This is a genomic window from Xanthobacter autotrophicus (assembly GCF_030015065.1).
GTDB classification, from domain to species: domain Bacteria; phylum Pseudomonadota; class Alphaproteobacteria; order Rhizobiales; family Xanthobacteraceae; genus Xanthobacter; species Xanthobacter autotrophicus_D.
On the sequence record NZ_JAIVFN010000204.1, the window covers coordinates 1 to 4,113 of the forward strand.

Sequence of the window (4,113 nt, forward strand, 5' to 3'; positions counted from 1 at the left end):
GCATTATCGGTCGTTATTCACCTTTATATAGAAATGGCCATTTTCACGGCCTTGACGCCCGCGAATGGCCAACGGCCGGGTCCAGGATCGCGAGATTCCGCGTCTGCAGGTGTCGTGCATTTCATCACGGAATCGGCTATTAGGTAGAATATAGCCAATCAGGAACCTGGGCATTAACAATGGCTCTGAGCATCAAGGATCCCGAGACGGAGCGCTTGGCGCGCGACCTCGCCGCGCGCACCGGCGAGACGATCACCGTCGCCACCCGCCGGGCGCTTGAGGAGCGCCTTCGCCGGGTGGGATCCAACGCCCGCAAGGCGGCGGCCCTACTGGAGGACCTGGCGGCAATCCAGCGGCGCTGGAACGCCCTACCCGTCCTCGACCCCCGCAGCCCCGACGAGATCATCGGCTACGACGAGAACGGGGTCCCCTCCTGATGGTTATCGACACCTCCGTGCTAGCCGCGATCGCCTTCAACGAGCCGGAGGCGGCTCGCTTCCGCGCGCAGATCGCCGATGATCCAATACGGCTGATCTCGGCAGCCACACTCCTCGAGGCGGCGATGGTGATCGAGACCCGTCTTGGCGAGGCTGCCGGCGCCGATCTTGACCTGTTCCTGCACAAGGCCGAGGCCGAGATCGTTGCGGTGAGCGCTGAGCACGCCGATCAGGCCCGCCGGGCCTGGCGCCGCTATGGGAAGGGTCGCCATCCGGCCAGCCTCAACTTCGGCGACTGCTTCTCCTATGCCCTCGCCGCGCTCAGCGGCGAACCGCTGCTGTTCAAGGGCGATGATTTTTCAAAGACTGACATTCAGGCGTATGGATAATTTGATCCATACGTCATGACATAGATGTCCATACGAAGGAGGCGCTGATCCGAACGCTGCAGATCCGTGATGAACGCGCCCGCGCCCTGGCCGAGCAGCTCGCGGCACGCCGCAAGGTTACGATGACCGAGGCCGTGACCCAAGCGCTGGAGGGCGAGCTGAAGCGCGAGAAGGAGCCGCTGGCCAGCCGACTGAAGCAGATCGCCACCACCCTTGCGGCCGATGCCAAGCCTGGGGACAAGGTGATGACCAAGGACGAGATAGACGAAATGTGGGGCCACTGATGTTCGTCGACACCTCGGTTCTGGTCGCGATCCTAGCCGACGAGCCAGACGCCTCCGGTTTTGCCGCGAAACCGGAGTGCGCCCCTCCCGGGGCACGGAAGATCGGCGCATTGACGTGTCGGAGTCGGATCTTATATAGCTAGACAGTCTAGCTAGAAAGGTGCGCGCATGGATTGGCCGCTGCAGGATGCCAAGAACCAGTTCTCCAAGGTCGTGCAGAAAGCCCGCGCCGAGGGCCCGCAGGTCGTCACCCTGCGCGGCGAGCGCGCGGCCGTCGTGCTCTCGGCCGCCGACTATGACGCGCTGCGGGCCGGCCGGCCGACGCTGGTCGACGATCTGCTGTCAGGACCGGCGTGGAACGATGCGCTCGCCGAGACGGTGACACAGCGGGCCACGCGCCCCAGCCGTGACGTGCCCTTCTGATGTACCTCGTGGACACCAACGTGGTCTCTGAGGCCCGGCGCGGCACGCCGGCGGCGGTCTCGTGGCTGCGCGCAGTCGATCCGCTCAGCGTCCACCTCAGCGCCCTTACCCTCGGCGAGATCATGCGCGGCATCGCGCTGAAGCAGAAATCCGACCCGAAGGCCGCTGGCCGCCTCGCCGAATGGCTGCGCAAGCTGCGCCATGACCATGCCGATCGGATCCTGCCGGTCACCGACCAGATCGCCGTCGAGTGGGGACGGATCGCCACGCTCAGACCGCGTTGCGACATCGACGGGCTGATCGCAGCGACGGCCATCGTCCACGACCTCATCGTCGTCACCCGCAACGTCGTGAATTTCGAGGACACCGGCGCGTCGGTGATCAATCCGCAGGATCTCGAATAATGACGGTCGAAGCCGATCCGGAGCTGCGAGAGGGAGACCCGATCAATCCCCCCTCCCCTGCCCTCCCCGAACCGGTGAATCCGGCATCATCTGCTGTGCCGGCACACCTCGAGCGCCTCACCGAACGGGCGCGGGATTATGTCAAGGCGGCGAGCTCGGCGAACACCCGAAGGGCTTATGCTTCCGACTGGAAGCATTTTTCCGCCTGGTGCCGGCGGCAGTCACTGGAGGTCCTCCCTCCCTCCCCCGAAGTCGTAGGGCTCTACATCACCGCCTGCGCGTCCGGTGCCGTCACTCCGGGCGACAAGCCACATGCAGTCTCGACCATCGAGCGCCGGCTGTCGGCCATCTCCTGGAACTACACCCAGCGCGGCACGCCGCTCGATCGCAGCGACCGCCACATCGCCACCGTGCTCGCCGGCATCCGCAACACCCATGCTTCCCCTCCCCGGCAGAAGGAGGCCGTCCTACCTGAGGATGTCATCGCCATGCTGGAGACGCTCGACCGCCGCACGCTGCGTGGCCTCCGCGACCGGGCCATGCTTCTGCTCGGCTTCGCTGGCGGTCTGCGGCGCTCCGAGATTGTCGGCCTCGATGTCGGCCGGGACCAGACCGAGGACGGCCGTGGCTGGGTCGAGGTCCTGGACAAGGGGCTTCTCGTCACGCTCCGCGGCAAGACTGGTTGGCGCGAAATCGAAGTTGGCCGCGGGTCCTCCGACGCCACCTGCCCCATTGTGACGCTCCAGACCTGGCTGAGGCTGGCGAAAATCGGCCATGGCCCGCTGTTCCGTCGGGTGACCGGCCACGGCAAGGATGTGGGCCCAGAGCGGCTCAATGACCGGGAGGTGGCTCGCCTGGTGAAGCGCACGGCGCTCGCCGCGGGTGTCCGAGGCGATCTTACCGAGGGCCAACGGCAGGAAAAATTCTCCGGCCACTCCCTGCGCGCCGGCCTTGCCTCCTCGGCCGAGGTCGACGAGCGCCACGTGCAGAAGCAGCTGGGGCACGCCTCGGCCGAGATGACCCGCCGCTATCAGCGTCGGCGCGATCGCTTCCGCGTCAATCTTACCCGCGCCGCCGGCTTGTAACCTCACGCTGACTGTCGAAGGGGATTCCCTTCTTGTCCGACGTTCCGCCTCTCCGCCTCTCATGGCCTCTTCGCCGGCCTGGGCCCATCAGCCGGCGAAGAGCGGATACGCCCTGCCCCGTCGCGCTGTTGGTCGAGCTTCGCCCGCAGAAGCGCCATCACCATCGGCCAGGTCGAGAATTTGCCCTCCTGCGCCCGTTTCGTCAGGCTGCGCAAATAGCCCCCGGGGCTCGAAATTTGCTCCGTCCGCTGCAGGATCGCAGCGATGACCGTGGCCGCTTGCCCTTCTCCCATTGCGGCGCAGGCGTCCTGGTAGGCGCTGGGGCTGATACCGAGATAAGCCCGGGCCAGCTGCGCGGTCGCGAGCAGATCGCGCCACGTTCGAATTTCGCCTCCCGCTGCAAGGCCCCGGATTTCAGGACAAGCGTCAACGATGATGTTCAGGGGAAGGTCCCGTTGCGGGAGCATGCGGACGTTATCAGAACCACAGGCTCCGCCTTCCTTTTCAGTTGAGTGGCTATATTCAGATTCATTTTTAGAGTCTGGTTTTGAATTTTGTTTGTGGCGCTCATTATGAGACTCATTGGCGCTTGAATTTTGAGATTTTATGAAATCCTCCAGCGCCTTATGCACAAGCGCGCGAAGCACGCTGAGTTCGGCTAGGATAATCTCCACCATTGCCTTCGATGCTGACCGCGGGAGCCGCTCCATAAGGCCCTCATAGGCCATGCGATATCCTCGCCAGTCGCCAGGGACCCCTTCTTCGATGCCGGCGGCGATCATCTTCACAACGTCCCGCCGTGCGATCGTCAGCCGCTCGCGCAGGATGCGGAAGGCCTTCTTCTCCGCCTGGGTGGTCTCCGCGAGTCTTTTGAACTCATCCGCCCGGGCGACAATGGGCGCCAGGTCGAAGCCGTAAGCCTGCTCGATCTCACCCGACGGTCCTTTGCGCGCGAAGCGCTTGCCGTTCGGACTGTCTCTGCGAATGACCAAGCCGCAGTGCACAAGGATGGCGATATGCCTGCGAAGCGTCGCCGGCGACATGCCGTTCGCTCGATCGCTGAGCTGCGCGTTGGACGGGAAGACGACGAG

Annotated in this window: 7 protein-coding genes; 6 read left to right on the plus strand and 1 reads right to left on the minus strand. The window is 64.6% G+C overall.

Features of this window, described 5'->3' with window-relative positions; translation table 11 throughout:
- Positions 1-179 precede the first annotated feature (179 nt).
- The 6 genes from K9U40_RS22175 (at position 180) to K9U40_RS22200 (ending at position 3,022) form a co-directional block, all read left to right on the plus strand.
- Positions 180-437 carry a type II toxin-antitoxin system VapB family antitoxin gene (locus tag K9U40_RS22175; RefSeq protein ID WP_282639163.1) on the plus strand — a complete coding sequence of 86 codons (258 nt, stop codon included), beginning with the start codon at positions 180-182 and terminating at the stop codon, positions 435-437.
- Positions 437-826, plus strand: coding sequence for a type II toxin-antitoxin system VapC family toxin (locus K9U40_RS22180; RefSeq protein WP_282639161.1), 390 nt, complete (start codon positions 437-439; stop codon positions 824-826). Before K9U40_RS22175 ends, K9U40_RS22180 begins: the two co-directional genes overlap by 1 nt.
- Before the next feature lie 86 nt (positions 827-912).
- The gene (locus tag K9U40_RS22185) at positions 913-1,110 is read left to right on the plus strand and encodes a type II toxin-antitoxin system VapB family antitoxin (RefSeq protein ID WP_282639179.1); all 198 of its coding nucleotides are present in this window, start codon (positions 913-915) and stop codon (positions 1,108-1,110) included.
- Positions 1,111-1,278: 168 nt separating this feature from the next.
- Entirely contained in the window at positions 1,279-1,533 is a 255-nt protein-coding gene (locus K9U40_RS22190; protein WP_282639160.1) for a type II toxin-antitoxin system Phd/YefM family antitoxin, read from the plus strand.
- The gene (locus K9U40_RS22195) at positions 1,533-1,937 is read left to right on the plus strand and encodes a type II toxin-antitoxin system VapC family toxin (RefSeq protein ID WP_282639158.1); all 405 of its coding nucleotides are present in this window, start codon (positions 1,533-1,535) and stop codon (positions 1,935-1,937) included. The genes K9U40_RS22190 and K9U40_RS22195 overlap by 1 nt, the downstream gene beginning before the upstream one ends.
- Complete coding sequence (locus K9U40_RS22200; protein WP_282639157.1) at positions 1,937-3,022, plus strand: site-specific integrase; 1,086 nt, start codon at positions 1,937-1,939, stop codon at positions 3,020-3,022. The genes K9U40_RS22195 and K9U40_RS22200 overlap by 1 nt, the downstream gene beginning before the upstream one ends.
- 59 nt (positions 3,023-3,081) lie before the next feature.
- Here K9U40_RS22200 and repC read toward each other — a convergent pair.
- A partial coding sequence (gene repC, locus K9U40_RS22205) for a plasmid replication protein RepC (protein ID WP_282892279.1) occupies positions 3,082-4,113 on the minus strand: 1,032 nt, incomplete at its 5' end.

Bases quoted from the DNA above. Each gene is read 5' to 3' on its own strand.
- K9U40_RS22175 (WP_282639163.1), top strand. From the start codon at position 180: ATGGCTCTGAGCATCAAGGATCCCGAGACGGAGCGCTTGGCGCGCGAC.
- K9U40_RS22195 (WP_282639158.1), top strand. From the start codon at position 1,533: ATGTACCTCGTGGACACCAACGTGGTCTCTGAGGCCCGGCGCGGCACG.
- K9U40_RS22180 (WP_282639161.1), top strand. From the start codon at position 437: ATGGTTATCGACACCTCCGTGCTAGCCGCGATCGCCTTCAACGAGCCG.
- K9U40_RS22190 (WP_282639160.1), top strand. From the start codon at position 1,279: ATGGATTGGCCGCTGCAGGATGCCAAGAACCAGTTCTCCAAGGTCGTG.
- K9U40_RS22200 (WP_282639157.1), top strand. From the start codon at position 1,937: ATGACGGTCGAAGCCGATCCGGAGCTGCGAGAGGGAGACCCGATCAAT.